A 24952-nucleotide genomic window follows, 5' to 3' on the forward strand; every position below is an offset into this window, starting at 1 on the left:
CATATCCGTTCCCTTCTCCCCGCGTGCGGGGAGAGGGTGCCCGAAGAGCCTGCCCCGTACTGGATACGGGGGCGGATGAGGGGCGCTCTTCGCGCCGACCCTTGCAGCGCAGCCACTGCCGGCTGACCGAACACCGGATGTCTGCGGAAAACTTCCTCTTCCTGCTGCGCCTGAATCAAGACAGTTGCTCTCCCCGCACGCGGGGCGTGGGATCATTCCGCGTACGCGATCAGTGTGACTTCTCGTGAACCGCGATTCGCGTGGCGGCCGCACCCCTTCACCCCGCTTAACCCTCACCGGTTATCCTGCCCGCATGCGTCGACTCCCCCGCTTCGCCACTGCCCTGTTCCTGCTTGCCGCTGCCAGCCACGCCGGTGCCGCGGCCATCGTCGACAAGGTGCAGATCGAAGGGCTCGACAACGAGCTGATGATCGAGAACGTCAACACCGCGCTGTCGCTCAACGATTCGCTCGGCAAGCGGTTGGGCGAGTCGCGTCTGGAATACCTGCTGGGTGAAGCCGTCGCCGAAACGCGCGAAGCGCTGGAGCCGTTCGGCTACTACTCGCCCACCATCACCGTGGATGCGCCGCGCACCGAAGGCGCCAACGACGAGCGGCTCATCATCACCCTGCGGATCGCCCTCGGCGAACCCGTCCGCGTGCGTGGACGCGACCTGTCCATCGAAGGCGAAGGCGGCGACGACCGCTACCTGAAGGAAGACCTGGACGCGTTCGCGCCGAAGGTCGGCGAGGTCTTCGACCACACCACCTACGAAGCCAGCAAGCTGGTCATCGTGCGGCGACTGGCGGATCGCGGTTACTTCGATGCCGACTTCACCCACCGCCGGGTGGAAGTCACGCGGGCCGAACACGCCGCCGACATCGCGCTGGGCTGGGTCAGCGGCATCCGTTATGACATGGGGCCGACCACGTTCCACCAGGACAAGTTCGATCCGGGCCTGCTGGACAAGCTGGTGTACTGGGAAGAAGGCAGCTACTTCCACCAGGGCAAGCTGGACCGCCTGCGCGAATCGCTGGTCGGCCTGGACTATTTCGCGAACATCGACATCCAGGCCAACCCCGACAAGGCCGTGGACGGACGCGTGCCGGTCGACGTGAACCTGGAGTTGGCCAAGCGCGACATCTACACCGCCGGCGTGAGCTACGGCACGGAGAGCGGGCCCGGTATTCGGCTGGGGCTGGACCGCCGTTACGTGAACTCGCGCGGACATAAACTGTCCACGCACCTGGACTACGCGCAGAAGCGCAAGACGCTGCTGACCCAGTACCGCATCCCCGCGTTCAAGTGGCTGGACGGCTGGTACACCGTCGGCGTGCAGGCCAGCGACGAACAGACCGACTACATCGACCTGCGCCATGTCGAATTCACCGGCAGCCGCAGCGGACAGGTCAGCGAAGACTGGACCGCGGTGGCGTCGATCCACGCGCTGCGCGAGCGCTGGCGTTATGTCGAAGACGATCCGGTCACCGGCCTGTCCGACACGACCGTGCAGTACGCCACCTTCACCTACCCCTCGCTGCGCGCGGACTACACCAACTCGCAGGTCGGCTCGAACCGTCCCGACCAGCTGGCCGGGTCCATCCTGCTGCGCGGCGGCGTGGATGGCGCGGGCTCGGATGCGAACTTCCTGCAGTTCCACATGCGTGCGCGCTGGTCGCAGCGGTACAAGACCAACAGCGCGCTGATCGTGCGCGGCGAGTATGGCCATACGTTCACCAGTTCGCTGGTGGCGATGCCGCCGTCGCTGCGTTTCTTCGCCGGTGGCGACCGCAGCGTCCGCGGCTATGCGTGGCGCGAAGTCGGCCCGCGCCGTGGCGACTACGCACTGGGCGCGAAGAACGTGGTCACCGGCAGCGTGGAGTACGAGTTCTATCCGAAGGGCGGCCCCTACGGTGGCGCGGTGTTCGTGGACACCGGCAGCGCCTTCGATGGCACCCGCCCGGACCTGAGCACCGGCATCGGCGTGGGCCTGCGCTGGCGCTCGCCGGTGGGGCCGGTCCGCCTGGACGTGGCGCACGGGCTGAATGACCCGGATTCCAGCTTCCAGATCTACCTCAACATCGGGACCGATCTGTGAAGAAGCGCGTACCCGACAACCTGACGCCGGAAGAGCGCGACGCCCGCATCGCCGAGTTGCGCGCGCGCCGCAGGGCACGCATGCGCACGCTGGCGATCCGCAGCGCCATCGGCACCGGCGTACTGACGCTGTTGCTGTGCATCGGCCTGTACTGGCTGCTGCAGACGGTCGCGGGCCGCGACATGCTGCTCGCGCAGATCAAGGCACGCCTGCCGGCCGACGCCTCGCTGGAATACAGGGAAGTGGACGGCCCGATCGCGGGCCCGCTGACGCTGCGTGGCGTCGACTTCCGCTGGGACAAGATCCGCTTCACCGCCGACGAGGTCTACCTGGAGCCGGACCTGCGTCCGCTGCTCGGCAAGCGCCTGCGACTGGATGTGCTGAAGCTGCGCGGTGCGATGCTCGATGTGCCGGAAAGCGACGAACCGTTCGAGCTGCCGCACTGGCCCGACATGCTGCCGCAGATCGAGATGCCGCTGGCGATCCAGGCAGACCGGCTTGAGGTGGACCGCTTCCTGATCCGCCAGAGCAGGCAGCCCCTGATCGACATCGTGCATGCGGGCGGCGGCATCGATATCGGCGACGGATACGTGCATGCGGAGAAGCTGGCCATCGCGAGCGATCGCGGCACCTTCGGCGTGCATGGCCGTTACGAACCCCGCGACGGCTACGACACCGACCTGACGGCCACTGGCGTGTTCGCGGCCGCTGCCGGGCGCACCCCCGCGCGCATCGGACTGGTCGCGCGCGGGAATCGCGCCCGCATGAACGTGGGCATTTCCGGTGCCGCGCCCGCGCCGTTGCGCGCCACGCTCACGCTGCGCGGCGAAACCCGGCCGACATGGAACCTCGCCGCGAAGACGGAAGCACTGGACCTGTCGTTGCTGGGCGTGATGGAAGACAGCACGCCCGTCTCTTTCGACCTGGTAGCCAAGGGGGCGGGCGGTGCCGCGGACCTGCAGGGCACGGTGCAGCAGGGCGACATCGCCGTGGTGATAGAACCTTCGCATGCACGCATCGACGGCGAAGTGCTGACCGTGGAGCCGCTGGCGATCCGCGCGTTCGACGGCTATGCCGCGCTGCGTGGTCGCGCGGACTTCACCGTGCCGGAGAACCCCACCTTCCGTTTTGCGGTGAACGCACGCGGCCTGCGCTGGGGCACGGAAGCGGACAGCATGATCGGTGCCGAGGGCGATTTCGGCGTGGCCGGCAAACTGGAAGCATGGGCCGCCATCGGCAAGGCCACGCTGACCCGCGGCGACGACAGCGCGGTGGTGGAGTTCGATGGCCGTGGCAATGCCGAACGCGTGCAGTTGGAGAAACTGCAGGCGCGCATGCCCACCGGCACGCTGGATGCCACCGGCATGGTGGGCTGGTCCCCCGTGCTGGACTGGGACGTGAAGGCGACGCTGGCCGGTTTCGATCCGGGCTACTTCGCTGCAGGCTGGAACGGCAACCTCTCGGGCGCGCTGGCGTCGAAGGGGCGCCAGCGCGAGGACGGCCAGTTCCAGGGCACGCTCGACGTGCCGAAACTCACGGGCCGCCTGCGTGACCGCGCGCTGGAAGCGCGCGGCACGTTCGCGCTCGACGGCAACGCCGGTGAAGGCGAGCTGGACCTGTCGCTGGGTGGTAGCCGCATCGCCGCGCAGGGCAAGGTCGGCGACACACTGGATATCGATGCGACGTTCCGCCCGCTCAACCTGGCCGACCTGCTGCCGGACGCCAGCGGCACCCTGGCCGGCACGCTGAAACTGACCGGCGCGCGCACGGCACCCACTCTCAACGCCGATCTCGGCGGCGACAGCCTGCGCTGGAACGACTGGAGCGCGGGCAGCCTGAGCCTGCGCGGCAACCTGCCCTGGCGCAGCGGCAATGGCGAACTCACCCTGCAGGGCAGTGCCGTCGACGTGGGCACCGTCCTGGACAGCGTGCAGCTCAGCGCGCGCGGCGCGGTGGAAGACCTGCAGGTCGACGGCGATGCACGCAATGCGATGGGAGCCGTGGTGTTGTCGGGCAGCGCACAGAAGCGTGGCGCCAACTGGCAGGGCACGCTGGATACGCTGCGCATCGCGCCATCCAAGGGCAACCCGTGGACGCTGCGGCAACCCGCCCGCTACGCGCAGAACGGCAGCGCGTGGACGTTGTCCGAAAGCTGCCTGGGTTCCGACATCGGCGGCGCCCTCTGCGCCACCGCCAACTGGCCACGACCAGGACTGGTGGTGCGTGGTGAAGCGCTTTCGCTGGCCCTGGTGCAGCCGTGGTTGCCACCCAGCAGCGGCCGACCGCTGACGCTGCGCGGCGAGTTCACCCTCGACGCGACGCTGCGGCCCGCCGGCAACGCATGGCAGGGCGAAGTGCACTTGGCCTCCCTGGATGGCGGCCTGAAGATGGGCACCAGCGCCCGCGGCGAGATCATCCGCTACGACAACTTCACCTTCGATGCCGACTTCAACCCGCAGCGCATCCAGGGCCGGCTCGGTACCGGCTTCAAGGGCGACGGTTATGTCGATGCCACCTTCGCCACCGGCTGGGATGCGTTCGCGCCGCTCAAGGGCGACCTGTACTTCCACAACTCGCGCCTGTTCTGGATGGAACTGTTCTCGCCGGACCTGGTGCGCCCGCGCGGCAAGCTGGCCGGCCACATCGGCGTTGCCGGCACGCGGGGCCATCCGCTGCTGAGCGGCGAAGCCACGCTCACCGAATTCACCGGCGAGTTGCCCGCGCTCGGCGTGTCGCTGGCGGACGGCGGCGCGGAACTGGTCGCGCTGTCGGACGGCAGCGCGCGCATCGACGGCAGCATGAAGACGGTCTCGTCGACCGGCGGCACCGGGACCGGCGGCGTGCTCAACGTGTCGGGCACGCTGGGCTGGAACAACGACACCACGCCGCTGCAGTTCCAGGTGCGCGGCGACAACGTGCTCGTGGCGGACACCACCGACCTGCGTGCGGTCGCATCGCCGGACATCCAGGTGGGCTTCGCCGACAACACCATCCGCGTGCGTGGCGAGGTGGGCATTCCTTCGGCCACCATCGACGTGGAGAAACTGGATGACGGCGTGTCCGCGTCGGAAGACGTGGTGGTGCTGGATCCCGCCGATCCCGAACGCGCACCGAGTTCACGACTGGACCTGGACCTCGCCCTCAAGGTCGGCGACGAGGTCAACCTGAAAGGCTATGGCCTGGAAGGCACGCTGGCCGGCACCCTGCACGTGCGTTCGCAGCCCGGCCGCGAGATGCTGGGCACGGGCCGCCTGGACGTGGACGGGCGTTACGAAGCCTACGGGCAGAAACTGCGCATCACCCGTGGCGAACTGACCTGGAGCAACAACGCGATCTCCGATCCGCGCATCAACATCCGCGCCGAACGCGAAGTGGTCAGCGCCAGCGTCACCGCCGGCATCGACGTCACCGGCCGCGCCAGCCAGCCGCGCGCACGCGTGTGGTCCAATCCATCGATGTCCGAATCCGAAGCGCTGGCGTACCTGGTGCTCGGCCGTTCGCTCAACACCGCCAGCAGCGACGAGAGTCGCCAGATCAACGCCGCTTCGTCCGCGCTCGGCGCGGGTGCGGGCCTGTTGGCATCGCAGCTCGGTGCGAAGATCGGCCTGGATGATGCCGGCGTGCTGGAATCACGCACGCTCGGCGGCTCGGTGTTCGGCGTGGGCAAATACCTGTCGCCCAAGCTCTACGTCAGCTACGGCGTCTCCATGGTCGGATCAGGCTCCGCGGTCACGCTGAAATACCTGCTGCGCAAGGGCTTCGACGTAGAGATCGAGTCCAGCACCACCGAGACGCGCGGCTCGATCAACTGGCGCAAGGAAAAGTAGACGTGATGCCGTCCCTGACGGCCCGACGCCTGCAGCGGCACGGCATCGCGGTACCGATGGCGGCGGATCCGGCCGATGCCGTCCGCCACATGGGGGCAATGCAGGCGCAGGACTATGCGGCATCGCTGTGGGCCATCGGCCTGCGCACCCGCGGCGCGACGCGGGCAACGGTGGAAGACGCCATCGCGTGCGGCAAGATTGTCCGCACCTGGCCGATGCGCGGCACCCTGCACTGGCTCGCGCGCGAGGACGTCCGCTGGATGGTGGCATTGCTGGCACCCCGCGTGCAGGCCGCGAATGCGGCACGGATCGCGCGCGATCTCGGATTGGATGCCTCCACGCTCACGCACGGTCGACGCGTGCTGGAACAGGCATTGAAGGAAGGCGTGCCCGTTACCCGCGCCGACCTCTATGCCTGCATGGAGCCAGCCGGCATTCCCAGCGGCGGTCAGCGGGGCCTGCACCTGCTGAACTGGCTGGCGCATGAGGGTGTCATCTGCCAGGGACCGCGTCATGGCAAGCAGCCGACGTTCGTCCTGCTCGATGCATGGGTGCCGCCGAGCGCGCCGCTCGCGCGCGACGAAGCACTCCGGCAGCTGGCACTGCGCTATCTGCAAGGGCACGGGCCGGCGACGGCGGCCGACCTGGCATGGTGGTCGGGACTGCCGCGCAAGGAGGCCATGCAGGCCCTTGCATCCGCCGCATCCGCGCTGGTGCAGGAAACACATGACGGGACGACGTGGTGGTCGCATGCCGATGCGGCTGCGCCTGCGCGCTCGAATGCGGTGCATCTGTTGCCGGCATTCGATGAATATCTCATCGGCTACCGCGACCGCACGCCCGTGCTGGACGCCGCATACACACGGCGCGTGATCGGCGTGAACGGCCTGGTCAGCGCAACGGCGATCATCGGTGGCCGGGTGGCCGCGACCTGGAAACGCGATGCGGCGGCCGGCGACGACATCGCGCTCGCTCCCCTGCGTGCCCTGAGCGAGGCGGAACACAGCGGCATCCGTCGCGCGGCGCAGCGACAGCACCACTTCCTCGGCGCCGCGCGCTGATCATTCGATGGCGTCCGGCATTGCCGCATCCCGGCTCTGCCGATATCGTCGCAGTCCTCTCCGCCGGAGCCTGATGATGCGCCGCCGACTCTCGACCTCCGCCCTCGCCCTGGGCGCCGCGCTGTCCCTGCCCGCCCATGCCGACGAAGGCATGTGGATGCCCTCGCAGCTGCCGCAACTGGCCAAGCCGCTGCGCGACGCCGGCTTCAAGGGCAAACCGCAGGCGCTGGCCGATGTCACCGCCGCCCCGCTGAGCGCGGTGGTGCGCGCAGGCGGCGGCACGGGCGCGTTCGTCTCGCCGGACGGGTTGATCCTGACCAACCATCACGTCGCGTACGGCGTGATCCAGTACAACAGCAGGCCCGAGCGCAACCTGATCGACGATGGCTTCATCGCCGCCACCCGTGCCGGCGAACTGCCGGCGAATCCGGACTTCCGCGTCCTGGTGACGGTGGGTTACGACAAGGTCACGGATACCGTACTGAAGGATGCGGCCGGCAAGACCGGGCGGGCGTACTTCGATGCCATCGATCGCGCCAGCAAGGCCATCGTCGCCGAGTGCGAGCAGGAAGGCGGCGTGCGCTGCAGCGTGGCGAACATGTACTACGGCACCGACTTCTACCGCATCCGCCAACTGGAGCTGCGCGACATCCGCCTGGTCTATGCGCCGCCGCGCGCGATCGGCAACTACGGCGACGAGATCGACAACTTCATGTGGCCGCGCCACACCGGCGACTTCACCCTGCTGCGCGCCTACGTGGGCAAGGACGGCAAGCCGGCCGCCTACAGCGCCGACAACGTGCCCTACCGCGCGCCAGCGCACCTGCCGTTGGCGAAGGACGGCCCGAAGGCGGGCGACTACGCCATGCTGGCCGGCTATCCGGGCACCACCTACCGCCACCGCACCGCCGCCGAGTTCGACGAACAGGTGAACTGGACGCTGCCCGCGCGCGTGGCCGTGTTCGACCAGCTGATCGATGTCGTGGAAACGGCCGGTGTCCGGGATGCCGACGCGAAAACACGGTACGCCGCACAGCTGCAGTCGCTGAAGAACAACCGCAAGCGCGCCGCCGGCGAGCTGGAAGGCCTCCGCCGCAGCGATGCGGTCCGCGTCCGTGCCGACGACGAGCGCGACATGCTCGCCACCGAGGCGGCCGCGAAGGAACGGACGGACATCGATGCATTGAATGCGTCGATCGCTGGCGGTTCGGCCGTGCGCGAACGCGAGTTGTTGCTGGCCCTGTTCGGTTCCCAGTCCCAGCTGATGCGCGCGGCGATCACGCTGGAACGGTTGCGGGTGGAATCCGCCAAACCGGATGCCGAACGCGAGAGCGGCTACCAGGCGCGCGACCACGCCCTGATCGAAGGCATCCTGAAGCAGGTGCAGCGCCGCTATGCGCCGGACGTGGAGAAGGCGCTGCTCACGGTGCTGCTGGCGCGCTACCAGCAACTGCCGGATGCGCAGCGCCTGCCGGGTTTCGATGCCGCCTTCGGCCGCACGCCGGCCGCATTGAAGCAGGCGCTCGACACGCTGTATGCCGGCACGAAACTGGGCGACGAAGCCGAACGCCTGTCGCGTTTCGCTGCCGCGCGGGAAGGCAAGCCGATGGCTGCCGACCCGCTGATCGACCTCGCCGCGAAGCTGGTGCCCGTGCAACTGGCGCTGGAACAGGAGCGCAAGACGCGCGAGGGCGAGCAGCTGCGCCTGCGTCCCGCCTACATGCGCGCGCTGTTCGCCTGGCGCCAGCAACAGGGACGCGCTCTGTATCCGGACGCCAACGGCACGCTGCGCGTCAGTTTCGGCAAGGTGGACGGATTCTCGCCGCGCGACGGCGTGCGGTACACACCGGTGACGACGGTGGCCGGCATCGTCGAGAAGAACACCGGCGATGTGCCGTTCGACGCGCCGAAGCCGTTGCTCGATGCCATCGCGAAGGGCGACTTCGCCGGTACGGTAGATCCCGCACTGAAGACGCAGACAGTCAACTTCCTGACCAACCTGGACACCACGGGCGGCAATTCCGGTTCACCGGTGCTCAACGCGCGCGGCGAACTGATCGGTCTCAATTTCGACAGCAACTGGGAATCCGTGAGTGCCAGCTGGATGTTCGATCCGCGCTACAAACGCGCCGTCCATGTCGACATGCGCTACCTGCGCTGGTTGATGGGCAAGGTCTATCCGGCGCCGCACCTGCTGGAGGAGATGGGCGCACAGTGACGCCGGACGACGACCCGCGACCGGTGGAACCGGAGCCGCCGCTGCCCAGCGACTGCTGCAACAGCGGCTGCCCCATCTGCGTGCACGACCTGTATGCGGAGCAGTTGCAGCACTACCGCGAACAGCTGGCGGCGTGGAATGTCCGGCATCCCGCAACGCCGGACCTTGATGGCCATGACGCAGAGCCCCGCGGGTCATAGAGCCGGATTTTCGACATGAACAACCCTCGGGGCCCGTTCTTGCGAGCCCTTCTGTTTTTGCGGAAGCACGGGTCCGGGAGCGGTTCAAAACCGATGGCGGCGAACAGCTCTCGTAACGACGGCCAGATCTAGCCGGCCCTGCCGGGTGCGGCGGGCACCCTCTGCCCGATCCGTCTCACAACTGCGGCCTGAGTCTGCCTGTCGTCTCGAGCTGCCGTATGGCGTCCTGCATGCCCGTGACATACCGGTGGTCGTCCGGATAGTGAGCCGCAAAGCTCGGATAGGCGCTTCGCAGCAGTGCGAGCGCCTGATCCACACGCCCCTTCCTGGACGCGATATCGGCGCGCATGAGCACGGAGGTATTGAGCCTGCTGTAGGCATTCGGGTCAGGCAGTTTCCCGACGGCGCTGGCCTGCAGCTTCTCGTACAGGCTATCCGCATCATCGAGGCGTCCCCGCTTGAAGTAGAGATGCGCGAGCGCCATCTGATTCGTGCTGTAGTAGAAAGTGTCCGTCAGTTCGTGCTCGATGATGAAGTCCCTGCTCTCCTCGAGAAGCTCCTGCGCACGCTGAAGATCTTCCTCTCGTCCGAGCATGATGTAGAGCTTCGCCAAGGTCCTCTTTGCAATAGGCGGGGGCGGAACATCATCCTCACGACATGCCTTGATCACCTCATTCAGAAGTGCCATGGACGCGTGGATGGCGGCCATGCGCTCCTGCTCAGGCTCGCTCTCGATGTTGTTCACGAGCCGGCCTGCCAAGCCAACCTGTACGCTCGCGACCTTCTCGTGAGACAGCGGGTAGTACTGCCGGAGAATCGCCAGCGACCTTCGGGTGAGCGCAAGGATCTCCTCGCGCTGGCCACCTTCGAACTTCATCAACCAGCTACGGTAAGTCAGTGCCAGGGCGTACTCGGGATGGCTTTCGCCGTATTCGGCGAGAATGCGCTCCTCGCCCTTCCGGATGGCTTCGCGGCAACGCACGAGCTCCCCTGCATTGCATCTTGCGTTGCCAAGCACCAGCCAGGCGCTGCCCATGCTCGGATGCGATTCGCCGACCGCCTTGAGCGTGTTGTTCCACTGCAGCTCGGCGTACTTTCTCGCTTCTTCCGTCCTTCCCAGGTGAGCGAGACTTTCGAAAAGAACGCGTTCCGCGTTTGCGGCGAGCAGGGGATACCTCGGCTCCGCCAGTTCTATGGCCGTTCGAAGATGCTCTATCCCGGTGCCGAATCGATACTGTTGAAAGTACCAGTACCCCTGGATGGTGAGGAGCTCGATGTAGGGCTCCGGAGACGCCGACTGATGGCGCCTGGCAAGGTCAAGCGCCCTGTCGAGAGTACTTTGTGCCTCCCTGTGGCGGACGAGATTCCATTGCGCGCGGGCAAGCTCCACCATGAGCTGGAGCCGCACTGGCACCCACTGCTCTTCGTTCGCGCCGGGCAGGACACCCAGGGCAGAGTGGGCCACGGCCAAGGCGTTCTTCGGCTCTCCTTCGATGTTGAACAGGGCTGCGCGAGTCGCCTGAACCTCGGCCTGCACGAGCGGTTTTTCCTCCGCAAGCTGCGCCGCTTCATCGGCCAGGACTTTCGCCCTGCGATGCTGGCCGATCATGGAATGGCTTCTTGCCAGAGCCAGCAGACCCCGTGCCAGGATCTCCGGATGCTCCTGCAACGACAGGCTCCGCATTTGCAGTTCCGTCTTCTGCAGCAGGTCATCCGATGAGTGGGGGCTCTGTGCAAGCCCGGAGAGCGTAGCCATCCCCAGCGTCTTGCTGAAGATGGCCGCCATGGCGTCATGGGCGAGCACCTCGTCCGCGGAGCGTTTCGCCTGGATGTGGAGGGTCAGCGCACCTGCGACCAGCAGTCCCGCGGCAAGGACGGACACTGCAACCGTGGCCCGGTTCCGTTGCAGAAACTTCACGACTCGATAGGCCGCGCCCCCCTTTCGAGCACTTACCGGCATTCCATGCAGCCATGCGCCGAGGTCGTCCCGAAGCTCCAGCAATGATGTGTATCGCGTCGCTGGATCGTAAGAGGTACAGCACGCCGCGATGGCTTCAAGGTCGCCACTCAAGCGCCTTTCCAGTGCCCTGGCGTCTGGGAGTCCTCGCGTCTCGGCATCCTTCAGAGTGCCGGACTTGGCAATCGGTGCCGCCTCGTGGCTCATCGGCCCCGACGGATCCACCATGCGAAGCGGGCTTGCGTCCTTCGGCAGTACCCCCCACAGGAGACGGCGCATCACCATGCCCATCGAATAGATGTCCAACGCTGCGGTTGGCAGTATCCCGGTCAGCGCCTCCGGCGCCGTGTACCCCGGGGAGACGGCGATGCGAGGCGCTTCACGTTCACCGTTGAGCACCGTGGACAGCCCGAAATCGACGATCTGGATGTTGCCATCCGCAGTGACCAACAGATTGGACGGCTTGATGTCGAGGTGCAGAACCATGTGTCGGTGCGCGTAATCGAGTGCCTCGCAGACTTTTTCAAGCAGCCGCACACGTACTTCGATGCTCGACCTTCTTCTGTCGCACCACTGGTCGATGGGCTCTCCGTCCACCAGTCGCATGGCAAACCAGGGATGTCCATGCAGGTCCACGCCGCCATCAAGGAGGGGCGCGATTCCGACATGGCTCAGACGGGCCAGGGTGTTGCGCTCACGAATGAAGGCATTCACAAGCGCCTCCGAGGTCAACTCCCTGCGCACGCACTTGAGCGCGACCTGCTGTTCGTACTGCCCGTCGTCACGCCTGGCCTTGTACACGGTCCCCATTCCGCCAGTGCCGATGACGTCCGTGATCAACCACGGCCCCAATCGGCTACCAAGGCGTGCCTCAGCGTGCGTCTGGTCCGTCTTCTCAAGGCGCTCGAGCACCTCGCTGGGAAGGTGATCCAGTGGATGCTCGGCCTGGTCCATGCGGAGCATGGCGGCAACCAGACGGTGGACTTCGGGTTCGCGCTTCTCGAGCGCGCGCAGCTCTCTTTCCCGATCACTGGCATTGAGAGCGAGATAGTCGCCCAGAAGAGCGAGCGCCCGAATCCTGGCGGGATTCATCGGTCGCTCCCACCCGGCCGATCCTCGGCGAGCAGGAACGACACACTCCCTCTTGCCGACGTCGTGAAAAGACCCGTTCTCGCCTGGACCGCGCGGTGCGGTCCAGCGAGCGCCCGCTGTCGGCAATACGCACCGGCGCTCACAGGCCGCTCGCTGTCACCGTGCATTGCAAGGTGACGGTGACCTGCCCCCCCGCCGGAAGGACGGGGAGCGTGATGCCGCTGCCCAACAAATTGCTCACCGGCACTGTCGGCGAGGGACAGCTGGCGCCGCCTGTCGCGGCGCAGATCGCGGTCGTGCTGGGCGTGGCGCAGTCCTGCCCGGCACCGGCCACATCGGTCAGCACCGCGCCGTCAGCTGCCAGCGGACCGTTATTGCTGACCACGATCTGGTAGGTCACCACCTCCCCGGTGACCACCGGGTCCGGTGATGCGGTCTTGACCACCTGGATGTCCGCCTGGCGCAGGGTATTGGTGAAGGTGCACTCGATGCTGGCGCCCACCGCAGTCGCCGCCGCATCCAGCACCACCGTGCGGTTGGCCAGGTCCGGCGTGGCCGTGCCGCCTGCACCAAGCCCGGTACAGGCGATGTCGGTGACCTGGTATGCCACAGGGGAAGTACTCTCGGTGATGGTGGTGGCAGTGGATGCCGCGGTCAGCATCTGCACCGCGCCACTGATCGGCGTACCGGCCGTGGTGGTGGTGAGCGTCTGGGTCTGTACGCCATTGGTGCCGCTGAAGCCGAAGCTGTCCACGCCACCCACACTGATCTTGCGGATCACCAGTCGCGGTACGGACTGATCCACATCCGCCGCCGTGTTGTTCGCGGCATTGCTGTCGTTGACCATGAGGGGGGGCGTAATGGTCACGGTGTTGGTGAGGTTGCCGGTGAAGCCGGCAGGCACCGTCATCGTCACCAGGTACGTAGCCACCGCGCCGGCGGGCAGGTCCAGCCCCGTGTCGTTCAGCGCACCGGTCCCGCTGGGCGCGCCGCACACCGCACCGCCGGAGGTGGATGCACAGGTCCAGCTCATGGTTGCGCCATCGATACCGGCGGGTATCGGATCGCTCACCGTGATGTTCTGCGCTCCGAACGGTCCGCTGTTCGTCACCACGACACTGTAGGTGCGCGCCTGGCCCGGCATATAGCCGTCACCGGTCAGATCATTCGGCCCGGACGCCGGCGTGTTGGTTTTGGTGACCGACAGGTCGGCATCGAAGGTGATCGGTGCCGTCGGACAGTTCGCACCATCGTTCTGGCCCGCGGACGGCGATCCGGAAATCAACGTACGCGCGCCGGTCGCCAGGTCGATCCGGTAGAAGCCGCCGTTGTTGTCGCTGCCGAACAATCCCGTGGGCGAGCCGAACATGGCCCCCATGACAATCGCGCCCTGGGGTGTCCCGATACTCGTGACCTGTCCCGTGGCAGGATTGATCGAGCGAAGTTGCCCATTGCTCTCCACGGTGTAGATCAATCCGCCAATCCACGCGAAATCGCTGGAATTCACGCCGGTCGAAAGCGTAATCAGCGTCGACGTGTTGGTCTGCACGTTGATCGCGCGAAGGTTCGACGAACCCCCGCCTCCCAACACATAGAGCGTACCGTCGGGCGACATCGTGCCGTTGATCCAGTTGTCCAAGCCCAGTCCGGCGACGGGTCCCAGCAGAAGGGAGCTTCCATCCGCACCGATCCTGATCAGATTATTCCCGCTACCGCCGCCCTGGTTGATGCCATAGATGTAGTTGTCGACCGGATTGAAGCCGATGGCGTTGTACGTGTGGATGCCGGTTCCGATCGCAGGAAACGTCATGGGATTGGTTGCGGCACTCACACCATAGAGCGTCGTGTCGGTATTCACGTTTGGCGATTGAGCCAGATACATTTCCGAACTGCAGCCCGGAAACGCCGACTGGCTCTGTATGGCATTGGTGACCGTGCAGGCGATGGTGTTGCCCGCATCGACCGCCGCCGCATTGAGGGTGAACGAACCCGTGTTCTGCGTGACCGTGCCGCCTGCACCCATGCCGGTGCAAGTCACGTTGTTCAGCAGGAATCCGGACGGCAGGGTCTCGTTGATCGTGGTGGCGACCAAGGGATTGGTGAGCGTCTGGGTCGCCCCTGTCACACCCACGCCAGGCGTGGTCGTGGTGATGGTCTGGCTGGTCCAGCCGTTGTTGCCGGTGAAGGTGAAGGCGCGCGTACCGCCCTGGCTGATCTTCGTCAGCGTCAGCGTCACGGGCCGCCGTGTATTGACGATCGTGCAGGTGATGTCATCGCCCGAGGCGGGCGTCAGGCTGAAACTGGTGCCTGTGCCGCTCGGCAGCACCGTCCCGGTGCCACTGGAGGCGTTGGCGCAACTGTAGGTCGAGGTGTAGTCGCTCAGATCGGTGGTGCCGGCAGCGGCCTCGGACAGGGTGTGCAGCACGCCGGGATTGAACGGCACGACGGTTGCCAGACCGGTGTTGACGGTGGTGCCGGTGCCCGTGGTGGTGGTACTCGCCAACGGCGATCCGCTACTCGAAATGGACAGGGCGAACTGGTCGGTGCCGCTCTCTCGGCCGGTCACGATCTGCTTCTGCAACCGCAGCGTCGCCTTGCACTGGTTGATCTGGATGTTGCGGAAGCGGATGTCGTCGTCGGTCGTGTCATCGCTGTAGTTGGAGCGGTAGACGTACTGCACGCTGGTGACCTGCGTGACCGTCGTCGGCAGGCGGATGGTGAAGGGGCGGTAGGTCCGCGGCGATACCGAAGTCGCATCGCCAGCGAAAGCCTGCTGCGTGGCCGTCTCCGCATTTCCGTCGACGGAAATCAGTGAGCCGTTGTCCGGCCAGAACGAGCCCGTCGTACTGAACGGGCCGTCGTTCGCTTCGGAGGTGAACAAGGTGGCATAGCGCACGCCGTTCACCAGGATCTCCATCGTGGCCCGGCCCGAATTCAGACCGGCAGGGTTGTTCCACTGCAGCTCGCCGGCGATCACGATGGCGCCATTGGTCTGGATGCCGTAGCGCGTGCTGGTCTGGTTGCCGTTGAGCGTGGGGGTATGGGTGATCCCCGTGGAATTGTCGTTGAGCCAGCCCGTGTTGGCTGGCGAAGTGATGATGGGCGACGTGTTGGCCAAGGAACACTGGTTGGCCGCCTGTGCCCAGAGTTCGCGGGGCGCAAGCAACAACAAAAGCCCCATTGCCAGCCAGCACAGCATGCGGCCGGTGACCTGCAATGGCCTGTGCGGAGGGAGGCGACTTTCCTGCAGCTGCGTAATATCGACTACGCGCGCACCGCGAACGGGATCGCGCCAGTCCGCAGTCCCGATCACTCCATCCATCACCGCCCCCTTTGACGAACTCTGCGTCGCCACGGCGCCTCCCGGCACCGTGCGGCAAACTGCCACACCGGACGACAGGCCGCAACGCGGCTTGTCACATTGATGGTGAGGTAAATCGCACTCGAACTGTCCCTCAGGACATCACATCGCGGCGCCGTGCCCATAAGGACATCGCGGCGCCTTGCGGACCTCTCCGGCGCCGGGAGCCAGAGGGGTCAGTGCCACGTCAAAGGCCGCTGGCGGTCACCCTGCACTGCAAGCCGAACGTAACCGTTCCCCCGACCGGCAGAGTCGGGATGGTGACGCCGGCGCCGAGCAGGCTGCTCACCGGCACGGTTGGCGACGGGCAGCTCGCGCCGCCTGCGGCCAGGCAGGTCGCGGTCGTGCTGGGTGTGGTGCAGTCCTGCCCTGCCCCTGCCACATCGGTCAGCAGGACATTGTCGACCGCCTGCGGGCCATTGTTGCTGACCACGATCTGGTAGGTCACCACATCCCCGGTGACGACCGGATCCGGCGAGGCCGTCTTCACCACCCGGATATCCGCCTGCTGCAGGGTATTGGTGAACGTGCACACGATGTCGCTGCCCGGCGCCGTGGCGGCGGCATCCAGCGCAACCGTGCGCGCGGCGAGGTCCGTCGTAGCCGTGCCAGCCGCACCCAGACCGGTGCAGGTGATGTCGGTGACGCGATACATCGCCGGGGACGTGCTTTCGGTGATGGTGGTGGCGGTGGACGTTGCCGTCAGCGCCTGCGTGGCGCCCGCTACGGGTGTCCCGTCCGTGGTCGTGGTCAACGTCTGTGTCGCAACGCCATTGCTGCCGCTGAAGCCGAAGCTGTCCACGCCGCCGATACTGATCTTGCGCACGGTCAACTGCGTCACCGAAGCATCGGTATCCGTGGCGGTGTTGTTCGCCGGTGTCGCATCCACATAGCCGTCGGGCACCCGGATCGTCGCGGTGTTGGTGACGGGGGAGACGCCTGCGGCCACCGTCGCGGTGACCGTGAACGTCATGGTGCTGTTCGGCGGCAAGGTCGGAATGAGGATGCCACCCGCACTCTCCAGGGCGGCCACGGTCACGTCGCCCGCAGACGGACACACGGCCCCCGCCGTCGTTGCCGTACAGGCTACCGCCGTCTTGGTCAGCCCCGTCGTGGCGGGATCGAACAGGCTCGCCATGTCGGCGTAGTTGATCGTGTTGTTGGTGACGACGAGGGTGTACGTGGTGGTGCTTCCCGGCGCCACCGTATCGTTCGCCTGATCGACGTTGCCGTTGATGCCTGGGGTATTGGTCTTGGTGATGGACAGGTCCAGCAGCGCGCGTGTCAGCGTGAACTTGGCCGTCATGCCACCCGAGGTGCTCTGCGCAGAGGTCAGCGTGCCGTTCTGCGATTGCATCGTGACGTTGGCGCTGGGTATCCCGCTGGCGAACTGGAACGAGGTGCTGAGGCCGTCGGATTCCGTGGCGGCCAGGAAATGCGCGCCGGCCACGCCCGATGTGCTGGGGTCCGTATTGATCACCGCGGGACTCAGGATCTCGTTGAAACCCGCCACCGTGGCGAAGTCCATCGGCCCGCTGCGGGCGTATCCATTGATGCCTACCAGCAACACGCCATCGCCCGCGTTCAGCGGTGCCTGGCCCGCGTCGTAGCCGTTCAGGCACGACGACCAGTTGCCGGGAGCATTCGTGCCCGGCAGGTAGATCAGGCCGGTGCCGCAGTTGGTGGTGCCGGAATCGATGCGGGACCGCACGATGCCCGTGCCCGGGTTACCGGTGGCCAGCTGGCTTACGTGGTTGAACTGCATGGCCGACAGCAGGGCTTCGTCGCCCGCACGATTCGGCGCGTCCACATTCGGCAGGCTGATGGTGAGCGTGCCACTGTCGGCACCGCCCAACAGGGAGCGCAGCTGCGACTCGTAGAGCGCAGCGAAGTAGACCTCCTGCGAATATGCCGCCCGATCGGCGCCAGTACCGGCCAGGGCCGTGGCGAAAATATTGATGAACCGGAGATCGCCGGCCGGGGGTACCAGCGGATTGGTCACCGTCGTCGACCCTCCCGGCCCGGTCACGGTGAACTGGATCTGCACGTTCGCACCGGCTGTTGCCCCAAAGGCGGGAGATGCGAAATTGCTGTTGGTGGAGGTCTCGTCGACACAGGTCGAGGAGGTTTCGGTGGTATCCGTCGTGCAGTGATCCCGCTCGAACACCGCCGTGATGAAGACGATGCGGTTCTGCCCTGCAGCGACGTTGAAAGTGAGGGCAGGTGTACCGGTCGTGCCCGCACCGGTCGCGGTCGATGCACCGCCGTGGTCGAACGCGACGGTCTGCGCCTGCGTCGGCGCGCCACCGCCCAGCGCCAACACGAGCGTGACCAGCCCCGCGAGTAATCTGTTCTTCATCCAGGTTCCCTTATCCATCCGATGGATGCTGATCCGGCCCGCCACTGCGTCATGCACGACGACGCGCCCTGGATTCCTCCGGGCGCGCCATCGTGCCGACTGCATCCCCAACGGCGATGCATCGAAGACCACGGATCAGTCGTTGCCGCCCGGATTTCCGCTGCTGTCGCAGGTGCCGGTGCCGATCAGCCCGTTGTTCCAGTCATCGAGCACGCGCGACACCGCAATCATTTCCTGGCGCAGTTCGCTGCTCTTCGGCATGGCGGCAATCTGGGCCGGCGTGTACATGGCCATCAGCTGGCTGGCGCGGGACAGCGCGTCCGAGACCAGGGCGGGGGTCTGGGCACCCAGCGTGTAGTTGGCCTGCGCGGCCACGAGCTGGTGGGCAAGGATCCAGTAGGCGTTGCCGCGCGAGGGTTCCTGCAGTACCTGCTGATAGGTAAAGCCCGACAGGTAGAAGGGCTGGTAGCGAAGGGTCAGCCAGACGTCCGTGCTCAGGTCGCCGGCGTTCTGTGCCCGGTTCTGCCAGTAGCCTTGGGTGAACTGGCAACCGCTTTCGGCGCGGGCATCTGCGGCGGCCGTCAGGCCGGCGACCGCCATCAGCAGGCCCGCCGTTGCGTTACGAAACAACATCATGTGTGTAGTCCTTGATTCGGGTGAAGGTGAAGCACGGGCGTTCCGCCCGTACCGTTGACCTCGGCTCACATCACGCGCGTGCCTTTGCGTGATCCGAGTGACGTCAGTGCCCAATGAATTCGTGACGACCGTCAAATAAAGGACAGCGGTTGCACATGAAAGCGAGTCGGCCACCTCAAGGCGGCCGACTCGCTTCTGCTCGCGATGACGTGGAAGCGCGCGACAGGATGAGAACGCGTCAGGCGACCCTGCATGGCATCAGGGCGTACCGCTGGCCGAGACGGTGCACTGCAATCCAATGGTGACCTGACCACCCACGGGCAGGGTCGGAATCGTGATGCCGCTGCCAATCAGGCTGCTGACGGGCACGGTCGGTGACGGACAACTCGCACCACCCGTGGCCGAACAGGTCGCGGTGGTGCTGGGCGTGGCGCAGTCCTGGCCCACGCCGGCCACGTCGGTCAGCACCGCACCATCGGCCGCCAGCGGACCGTTGTTGGTGACCACGATCTGATAGGTCACCACATTGTTACTGACCACGGGGTTCGGCGACGCAGTCTTCACCACCTGGATGTCGGTCTGCCGCAGCGTGTTGGTGAAGTCGCATTCGAACAGCGCGCCCGTCACCACCGACGCGCCAGGGATCGTGTAGGTGGTGTCTGTCAGCGAACCGACGGCATTGCCGCCTACCCGACAGGTAGCGCCGGTGAGACCCCAGCCAGTAGGCAGGTTGGCCTCGTTGATCGTCAGCGACTGCCCCAATGCCGCGGTCTCGACGGTGAACGGCTGCACGCCGGGCGTGCTGTCATCGCCGTCCACCTGCACCGACGTGCCGGCGGCCGTCGTGGTCACCGTGCCCGATGTGTCCACCGTGTTGTTGATTGCGAACGCGAACGGTCCACTGAAACCGCCCATCGTCGTCTTGCGCAGGATGACGGCCGGCGCGCCTTGCGGCGGCGCGACCGGGCAACGGGCGCCGTCCAGACTGGTAGCCGTCAACGACGTGGACAACAGGTCGTAGGCCAGCGTGCCGCTGCCATCGACATTGAACACGCGGTAGACCAAGCCGGTGCCGCCGGGGCTGTTGCTCTTGTAGGCGTACAGCGTGCCCTGGTTGTCGAAGAACACGCCGCCGAACCCGCCGGGAGCGTCATTCGGCAGGCTGATGCCCACGGCTGTCGCGGCACCCGTCGAGGGGTTGATGCGCATGACGGCACCCGAGGCCACCGTGTAGAGATTGCCATCCGTGGGGTGATAGGCGATATCCGTACCGATCATCGACATCGACACCGGAACCGAGGCGCCCACCACCGCATTCGTGGTGACATCGATGAACCACAACCGCCCGCCATTGTCGTCGACTGCGGTGTAGATGCCTGTCGGCGACACATCGGCCGCATAGAAGTTGGCCGAGGTGGGCAAGCCGGCTGGCGCCGTTGCGTAGGGGAGGTCGGCCTGCCCGCCGGCCCCGATGCGCACCAGGCGGCGTGTTGCCGCGCCGGTGCCCCAGCCCCAGATGTAACCGTCCTGCTGCCGGAAGCCGATGGCATTGACCTGGTCGGCCAGCGCGGGGCTGGTGCCCTGATCGGTCATGGTGCCGTCGGCCAGGCCCAGCGTGTACAGCCGGACCGTCGTGGACGTAGCACCGCGGGTGATGTAGGCATCCGCCGGGCAGCTGCCGAAGCTTGGCGGAACGTAGGTGTTGGTAAAGGTGCAAGTCAACTGCGTGCCCGCAACCACCTGGTTTGCCGGAATGGTCAGCTGCCCTGTCGCCAAGTCGCTGGTAACCGGAACTGAGCTATTGCTCGCATTGACGCACCCGATCGAAGAGAGCGACCAGTTCGATGGAATGGTCTCGGTGATGCTGGTGGGCGTATTGAACTGCGACAGGAATACGCCAGTGGCGGCTTGCGGATTGGTGGTCGTCGTATCGAGCGTCAAGGCCGAAGGCAGGCCATTGGTGCCACCCGTGAAACCGAAGCTGCCGGTGCCGTAGAGGCTCTGTTTGCGCAGAATCACACAGGCGGGCACCGTGGCGTTGAACGCGGTATTGGCGGCGCTCAGGATGGTCGCATCGTTGTAGGCCGCGCTGTACGACGCAATGCGCGGCGTGCCCGTATCGAATGCCTGGGTGGATATGGCTGTGGGATGTGCCGCGTCGTAGTCGGTGCCCGTGCCGCCCCTGCTGGCGAATGCGGCCACCTCTCCCCGGTTCACGGCGTTGGCCGCGGCAGCATCGATACCCACGCCGACGATGACGGCGTTGCGCACGTTCTTGAAGCGGTTGCTGTAGTGATAGAAACCGAGCGCGGTTTCGGTGGATGGCATTTCTCGGATCGAGGTGCCATCGAAACGCCCGAAGTTCGGGTCTGCATCGGTCATGTGGATCAGCATCAGCTGCTGGGTAGGCGCGGAGGGCCCCAGCGTGGGCTGGTTGTAGCTGTCGTTGCCTCCCGTGGTGCCGCCGCTGTACAGCACGCCTTCCAGGATCTTCAGGCCATGCTGGGCATAGTCGTCGTTGATGTTGACGCTGAAGTTGGCACCGCCGCAGTTGTTGCGATTGATGGAACCGGCGAAGTTGGTGCCGAACGAACGGCAGACCCGGTTGGCGGTGCTGTTGTTGCCGGCGTAGGCGAAATCGGCGGGATTGCTGGACCACCCACCCGGAATGGCCGAACCGGTCGCAAGGTCGACGCGGCAACCATCGCGGGTGGTGCGCCTGCCACCCTCGCAACCCCAGTTGACCACGGCCAGGCGGTAGCCCGGGCGGCTCAGCACGCTGGCGGCAATGCCGGCGATGGCCTGCTGCGCCTCGTCGAACTCGGCATTGGTGATGGAGCTGGAGTTGTCCACGAACAGCAGCACGTCCTTGCCCGGTGGCGTCGGACATGACTGCGCCTGACTTGCCACCGGCACACCCACCGCGGCGCTCACCACCGCCGACAGCGCTAGCCGCCTGAAAACATTCATTCCTCTATCCCCGACTGGATTCTTTCGACACGCGGGCGGCCCACAACAGGATCCGCACCGGCAATGAAGGTCCACCTCGACCTACACAGGCACATTTCGCGATAAGGCCCCTTGAAGGGACATCACGTGCCCGCACTGGCTCTCGCCATGTCCTGATCCAGCCCCGTACTCCGAATAACAAGTGCTCCCCCCGGGAAAGCATCTCTGGCATGACTGGAGAACGCGCAATCCGCAGGAACCCGCAACGTGATGTACCTTGCGCCACGATGGACGACCCTCTTCGTCGACGTACTGATCCAGGAACACACTGCGTTCTTCGTTCTGGAGAATCCGCAGGACCGCCTTGAAGCCTTTGCCGCGCGAGCCAACTGCCTGCTGGATTTCACCGCGCCCGAGGAGCAACTCGCGGTATTCGAGCGGCTTGAAGCGGTGGTGCATGCCACTGAGGGTTTCAGCAAGACCCTGTCGCCCGGGCATCCATAGCCAGGCGGGCAACACTGCTGGCCGAGCGTGACGGCCAGCCTCGCGCGCAGCGTGCGCCTGGGGAGCGGCACGATCCATCCGGAGTTCGTGCGAACGGGCAATGGATTCTTCGGCGCCAACCCGGTGGTGATTCCACCCTGCGAACGAGACGCCCCACCCGCTATGCCTCTCTCGGCGGGATCCTGTGTGCTGACCGGGATGGCGGGTGCTGTATGCCGGGGATGACGCCTTCGCTGTCGTATCGGCGCCTCAGTGCCTGCAGGCGGTTCCACGCCTCGTCCGAGAAGCACCTGGGCACCGACCCGGCCCGCTCTTCCAGATCCATTTCATTGATGTAGTGTCCGGCCGACGACGGCGACAACTCGTCATAGAGCGCCTTCAGCCAGTCGCGATTCGAGGCGTCCCCGTCTGCATCGTTCCACTGCGCGTAGGTCGAGATGAAGAACTTCCCACCGACCGAGAAGGCAGCATCCGGGTAGTGATGCTTCGGACGGTGGATCAGCAACGAGAACGTGGCGCGTGACGGCCGCTCACCAAAGCGGGCGAGCAGCACGCGCGATGCCATCTCCGCGTCATCGGTCATGACATTGTCGGCACGATAGCGTTTGGACACCATGGCTTCGTCCGTCTTGTCGTAGATGGACTGGAATCCGCGAAGCTCCTGCTCGTCGAACTCGCTGCCCGTCCACGCGGCGACGGCCGAGAGAAGGTCGGCATGCAGCAGCCTGGTTTCATCATGGTCACCGCAGAACGAAGTCGCGCTGAGCGACGCGGCCAGGTCCGCATCACCGGAAAGCGCCACCATCACCTGCATGCGCTTGTCCGCGGCACGTCCCGACAATGCAAGCAGCACGGAGGCCAGGTGCTTCGGATCGAATCGATAGTTGCGCGCCAGTATCTTCTTCGGCGCAGGCCAGCACTTGATATAGAACCTGACCACCACGACGAACAGGCAGGGACCCGCCCCCCGTGCGGCCCAGAGCAGTTCGGCGTTCTGGTACTCGTTGGCATGCAGAATCTGGCCCTCGGCGGTCACCACGTCGACCGCCTGGACATTGAACGTGCTCATGCCTCCCCAGGCATCGCAGTTCACCCCGAGCCCGCCCCCGAGCAGAAAACCACTCAGTCCCACACCGCCGCCATGGCCGGTCGGGAAGGCAAGTTCATGGGCGGCCAATGAGCGGCTCAACTGCGCACTGGTAACACCAGGGCCCATGACGGCAGTACCTTGCTCGGCGTGGATCTCAAGGTCATTGAGCAACGACAGATCGAGCAGAATGCCTCCGCATTGAAGGAAGCTTCCGGAGTAGCTGTGCCCCGAGCCTTTCACCCCGATCGCCAGGCCATGGGATCGCGCGAAATCTATCGTCCTTGCGACATCTGAAATGGATGAGGCGCGGACGATGTACTCGGGATATCGTTCGAACCCACGTCCATTCCACGCTGCCCCGTAGTGCCAGCCCGCATACTCTGCATGATGTCGGGACCGGACTTTACCGTCCAGGCACCGGGAGAATGCACGGAAGTCGTCTGGCCTGATCCTAGAGTAAAGCAGTTCCATGGCTCGCTCCTGGTGAGCATCCGGCGTTGGGGAGACTCGTCATCGCGCATACGACTTCGCTGGTCGCCGAGTACAGGGGAAGCGGCTTGAGTCCGAGCCGGACTTTTATGCGCTCATTCAAGCGACCCGCTTCTATGGTCTCGATTCCGTTCGCGATCGCCCATCCGTATGCGCAGGCGAAACTGACGGTGTAGGGACTGTAGGCGGTAAGGTCATAGCGCATGCCTGCAGACCAGATGCAGAAGACCTTCCTGTCGAGAAAGCAGACCAGACCGCCCACAACGGCACCCGCCTCTTCAACCAGGACGATGCGCGCCAGATCTCCACAGATCCTGACGAAGCGCGCCAGTGCGTCGGCCGGAAAATACTTCGGCGTGCCATTCCTCGCCGTTGTCTGCTGGCACAGCGACGTCAGCACTTCGAGGCGATGGTCGAAAGGAGGGCTGATGACAGCCACTGTTCCATCGCTTGCATCGAACTTTCTTAACTGGCGCGTCATCTCATGGCGCCCCTCTTTGGGAAGCGTCTGAACCAGTTCATCGAAACTCTCGAGTCGGGTCAGGTCCAGGCAGTACCTGTCGACGAGGTGACGGATCGTCAATTGCTCGCCGACGGCCGTCCTCAGTGCGTCCGCCTCCGCCACATTCAGCAGACCGACGTACTGCACGCCTATGTCGGATGCCAACCGCTTCAGCGCCGCGATCATGGCCCAGGTCGCGGATGTGCCCGGGACGCAGACGACCTTGCTGTCGAAGCAGTGCATGACATGGCTGAAGAGTGCCTGCTGGCCACGATCACTGGCGATGCCGGCCGTGCGTGCAAGCAGCCCGAAAGGATCGACGGAATCGACTGCCTGCACATAGGCCGGAAGGAACGCGACAAACTTCCCTTCGTCCCTTGCCAGGAGGTAGTAGGTCGCATCGACAGGCAACAGCGGCGAGCGCTCGGCGGCGCACAGGAATCGCCAGTCGTAGAAGAACGATGCTCCGCTCGCTCGAAAGAAGGTTCGATACTCCTCCTCTTCGACGGCATCGATCGACTGCCTGATTTCCACTTCAATGGACATCGGAGCTCCCCCGATGAAGACATCGATCCCGTTCCTCCGGCAGCGGGCCACAGTCCACTGGGC

The 24952-nt window shown here is 65.6% G+C and carries 13 protein-coding genes; 6 read left to right on the plus strand and 7 right to left on the minus strand.

Features of this window, described 5'->3' with window-relative positions:
• Positions 1-313 precede the first annotated feature (313 nt).
• The 5 genes from IB223_RS18600 (at position 314) to IB223_RS18620 (ending at position 9404) form a co-directional block, all read left to right on the plus strand.
• Positions 314-2098, plus strand: a complete 1785-nt coding sequence (locus IB223_RS18600) for an autotransporter assembly complex family protein (protein ID WP_192203277.1) — start codon at positions 314-316, stop codon at positions 2096-2098.
• Positions 2095-5925, plus strand: a complete 3831-nt coding sequence (locus tag IB223_RS18605) for a translocation/assembly module TamB domain-containing protein (RefSeq protein ID WP_343227229.1) — start codon at positions 2095-2097, stop codon at positions 5923-5925. Before IB223_RS18600 ends, IB223_RS18605 begins: the two co-directional genes overlap by 4 nt.
• A gap of 5 nt (positions 5926-5930) precedes the next feature.
• Positions 5931-6986: a winged helix DNA-binding domain-containing protein gene (locus IB223_RS18610; protein ID WP_192203278.1), complete on the plus strand. Its 1056-nt coding sequence runs from the start codon at positions 5931-5933 to the stop codon at positions 6984-6986.
• A 73-nt stretch (positions 6987-7059) separates the two neighbouring features.
• Positions 7060-9204: a S46 family peptidase gene (locus tag IB223_RS18615; RefSeq protein ID WP_192203279.1), complete on the plus strand. Its 2145-nt coding sequence runs from the start codon at positions 7060-7062 to the stop codon at positions 9202-9204.
• Entirely contained in the window at positions 9201-9404 is a 204-nt protein-coding gene (locus IB223_RS18620) for an oxidoreductase-like domain-containing protein (RefSeq protein WP_192203280.1), read from the plus strand. Before IB223_RS18615 ends, IB223_RS18620 begins: the two co-directional genes overlap by 4 nt.
• A 175-nt stretch (positions 9405-9579) precedes the next feature.
• On the opposite strand, the gene IB223_RS18625 is transcribed toward IB223_RS18620, so the two are convergent.
• The 5 genes from IB223_RS18625 to IB223_RS18645 all read right to left on the minus strand — a co-directional run bounded on the left by IB223_RS18625 (position 9580) and on the right by IB223_RS18645 (position 21779).
• Positions 9580-12453 (minus strand): serine/threonine-protein kinase, encoded by a 2874-nt coding sequence (locus IB223_RS18625; protein WP_192203281.1) that lies wholly within the window; start codon positions 12451-12453, stop codon positions 9580-9582.
• A 139-nt stretch (positions 12454-12592) separates the two neighbouring features.
• A complete protein-coding gene (locus IB223_RS18630; RefSeq protein ID WP_192203282.1) occupies positions 12593-15775 on the minus strand; it encodes a DUF11 domain-containing protein in 3183 nt (1060 codons plus the stop codon).
• Positions 15776-16001: 226 nt separating this feature from the next.
• Entirely contained in the window at positions 16002-18173 is a 2172-nt protein-coding gene (locus IB223_RS18635) for a DUF11 domain-containing protein (RefSeq protein ID WP_192203283.1), read from the minus strand.
• A gap of 135 nt (positions 18174-18308) precedes the next feature.
• Positions 18309-18809 carry a hypothetical protein gene (locus IB223_RS18640; protein ID WP_192203284.1) on the minus strand — a complete coding sequence of 167 codons (501 nt, stop codon included), beginning with the start codon at positions 18807-18809 and terminating at the stop codon, positions 18309-18311.
• Between the two features lie 258 nt (positions 18810-19067).
• Positions 19068-21779, minus strand: a complete 2712-nt coding sequence (locus tag IB223_RS18645; protein WP_192203285.1) for a DUF11 domain-containing protein — start codon at positions 21777-21779, stop codon at positions 19068-19070.
• 246 nt (positions 21780-22025) lie between these two features.
• Between IB223_RS18645 and IB223_RS18650 the strand changes: the two genes are divergently transcribed.
• Positions 22026-22262, plus strand: a complete 237-nt coding sequence (locus IB223_RS18650; RefSeq protein ID WP_192203286.1) for a hypothetical protein — start codon at positions 22026-22028, stop codon at positions 22260-22262.
• A 160-nt stretch (positions 22263-22422) separates the two neighbouring features.
• On the opposite strand, the gene IB223_RS18655 is transcribed toward IB223_RS18650, so the two are convergent.
• Positions 22423-23823 carry an FAD-binding protein gene (locus IB223_RS18655; protein ID WP_192203287.1) on the minus strand — a complete coding sequence of 467 codons (1401 nt, stop codon included), beginning with the start codon at positions 23821-23823 and terminating at the stop codon, positions 22423-22425.
• Positions 23804-24889 carry a GNAT family N-acetyltransferase gene (locus tag IB223_RS18660; protein WP_192203288.1) on the minus strand — a complete coding sequence of 362 codons (1086 nt, stop codon included), beginning with the start codon at positions 24887-24889 and terminating at the stop codon, positions 23804-23806. The genes IB223_RS18655 and IB223_RS18660 overlap by 20 nt, the downstream gene beginning before the upstream one ends.
• Positions 24890-24952 lie beyond the last annotated feature (63 nt).

The sequence above is a fragment of the Pseudoxanthomonas sp. PXM03 genome (genome assembly GCF_014852005.1).
Taxonomy (GTDB): Bacteria; Pseudomonadota; Gammaproteobacteria; order Xanthomonadales; family Xanthomonadaceae; genus Pseudoxanthomonas_A.